The organism is Okeania hirsuta (assembly GCF_003838195.1).
Taxonomy (GTDB): domain Bacteria; phylum Cyanobacteriota; class Cyanobacteriia; order Cyanobacteriales; family Microcoleaceae; genus Okeania; species Okeania hirsuta.
The window spans coordinates 1-2,506 of sequence record NZ_RCBY01000491.1 but is presented as its reverse complement, the minus strand read 5'-3'; the positions used below and the strand labels follow the sequence as shown (position 1 = coordinate 2,506).

The following is a 2,506-nucleotide window of genomic DNA, read 5'->3' as shown; positions in this document are numbered from 1 at the left end:
GGAGTCTATCGTAGGTGGCTCACTCCTCAGACTAATCGAGAGCGAGACATTCCCTTTTGCTTGGATAAAGTGGTTTTGGTCTTGCCTGATCATCTGTCTGATCAAAACTACTTCTTAACTATTACCATGGATGATTATCTTAAGCTTACGGCCAGCAGAAGGTTAACTAGGCAAATTATGGGGGCGGAGCGTGATTTTGAACATGCTGATTACCTCTTTCAACCGTCCTTTAGCCCAGCCGATAATCTACCTAGCGATGACATCCTTTATCGGGCTTTCCATCCTGCTCTAAATCTAGCCACTATACACTTACATAGGTTTGGAATTTAGACCAGGTGATGACTGTACTATAGCAAGAATTAGACGAAACAAGTTTCCTTCCAGCCTCACTTCTTTGCAATCATTATATGAAAATTGGAAGCCCATCATTGACGATGCGCTTAAGTCGGTAAATGATCAAATTGACCGCTTGATTACGGAGTATCACCCCGTTCTCTTTCCCCAACTTCCCGTGTCCAATTTAGAAACACCTTACAGATCTTACTGACCAACTGGAAAGCCTATACTCAATTTGTTGAGCGGAATGAAGGGCAGATTGAAAGTGTTTCGTGCAATACTTTTACGATTGGGCCCGTGATTTGATTAATGGATATCATGATGTAGGGATGAGTTACAGCAACTAATGGCACAGTTGTGCTTGCAATCTAGAGACGCCTTTGATACACGGAATCAGCATCTATCTCTAGGTGTAGCCTTCCGCCCGGATCAGGATGGGTTAGCAGCGCCTTTGCGTGATCCCTTCCGACAACCACCTATTTACAATGGCAATGCCAGCCGTTGGGAAAGAACACGCTTGTACTACCGAAGACTTTTTGAACTGATCGAAAGCTTTTATTTGGAAAGCCCCATAGAGGGTGACAATAGCCGCGATCCCCCAAGACGTCTACCCGCTAGATTCCGTTCGGAAGAAGAAGACCCATTTTCGCCTGATTTTACCAAATTGAAAATAACCCCAGGTAGAAATCTAGGTACGTCCCTTGGGTTACAAGCTATCCCTTTCTATTATCCGCTGACTGATGGCGCGGCTCGTTGCAGTACTATTGGACTATCATCATACCAAACCAGAGTCTATGATCAGCATTTGTCTTATCATGCTTCTGATGGATATGATAGCTACAATGACCAGATGATTGGCACATTACTCGCCTTTGTACTATAACCTCGATCAGTATGACTTCTACCGGATAGAGGGACATATTGGCAAGGCTGAAATGATGAAGAGTGGGATAAATTTAATCAACCTGTTAACGAATTATCTAAATCTACCTTTGATCGGAGCATAGTGGGGGCCATTAAGTATTTGATTTACAAAACACAATTCTGGATGTTAATGTAATTGGCAAGAAGATAGCTGCAGACTCAGATTGGTAGAGGCCCACGATATCCTAACAGGTGGAGATCCTGCAAACTCATACTATATATTCTTTCATCACAAGATTTAATGGGAGCAGAGCATTTGGAGGAGTTCCCAAGGGAGAACCTTTATTGTGATAGTAGATGAAAACGACATTGCTATCGCTGATTTTGCAGTGCCTTATCGATATCCATCTCTCCCGAACAAGAAGAACCCGGTCCGTAAATATCAGCGTAGAAAGGGAGTTTTATTGAATGATTAAAATGGAAAGTTAGGCTTAGATGCACCTAATTCGTCGGCAAATACTGGACCTGGAGTTGCCGCGCCAAGAAGGCGCAGCAAAATTAGCACAACAACTTGGACAGTTGTTTGAAGAAAAGGTATTGCCTGAACTGGACCAGCTATTCAGCCAGATTATTCCCGATGGACGTGTGCTGCGGATTCAAAGACTCGAGATAGATTTAGACCGAATTTCGGAACGAGGTATGGAACAGTTCTTTGTTGAGCAATGCGTAAAAAAGATAGGTGATCAATTGACCCAACATGCGTTTGAGGTACAGAGGCATTCCAGTGACCAGGAGGTTTTAAATATCAGGCAATCGGAAGATGTCTTATTTGTTGTCAAGCATTTTTTTGGCGAGGGGTACCTTACTCTGGTTTGCGAAGCATACTCCACTAGATGGTCATTGATGAGGAGTTAATTAAACTCTTAGCTACTCACCATCTCAGGTTATGGCCACTTTGAGGCCGGTATTGAGGTCTAGTCACCGTGCTATTCATAGGTTGATCTGGCAATTCAGTTTTACTACATCTTCCATCATTGTAGAACGATTCCTCGAATTACCGAAAGGAGTCATTGAACAGGTTTGGGCGGTACTCCAAGAATGGTCTGTTGAAGATTTGACCAGGTTTCAAAGAGATACTTTCTTAATGGCTTTGTATCAAAGTCCTCAGCGTTCCATGGTCAAAGATATTGCTGACCTGCCCAAGCTACGACGGTGGCTAAACGATTCTGGTTTAAACAAAGCCTTGGCCCTGCCAGCTGCTCATTACCCTAGCCTGGACAAAGAACTTGAGAAAGAAAAGGAATTA

The 2,506-nt window shown here is 43.3% G+C and carries 2 protein-coding genes; both read left to right on the top strand.

The annotated features are described in order from the left end of the window. The first annotated feature begins 1,695 nt into the window (after positions 1 to 1,695). Entirely contained in the window at positions 1,696 to 2,115 is a 420-nt protein-coding gene (locus D5R40_RS32140; RefSeq protein ID WP_124155822.1) for a contractile injection system tape measure protein, read from the top strand. 31 nt (positions 2,116 to 2,146) lie between these two features. After that, a partial coding sequence (locus D5R40_RS32135; protein WP_153183535.1) for a hypothetical protein occupies positions 2,147 to 2,506 on the top strand: 360 nt, incomplete at its 3' end.

What these genes read in the sequence shown, in the direction of transcription:
- D5R40_RS32140 (WP_124155822.1), top strand. Translation starts at nt 1,696, where the DNA reads ATGCACCTAATTCGTCGGCAAATACTGGACCTGGAGTTGCCGCGCCAA.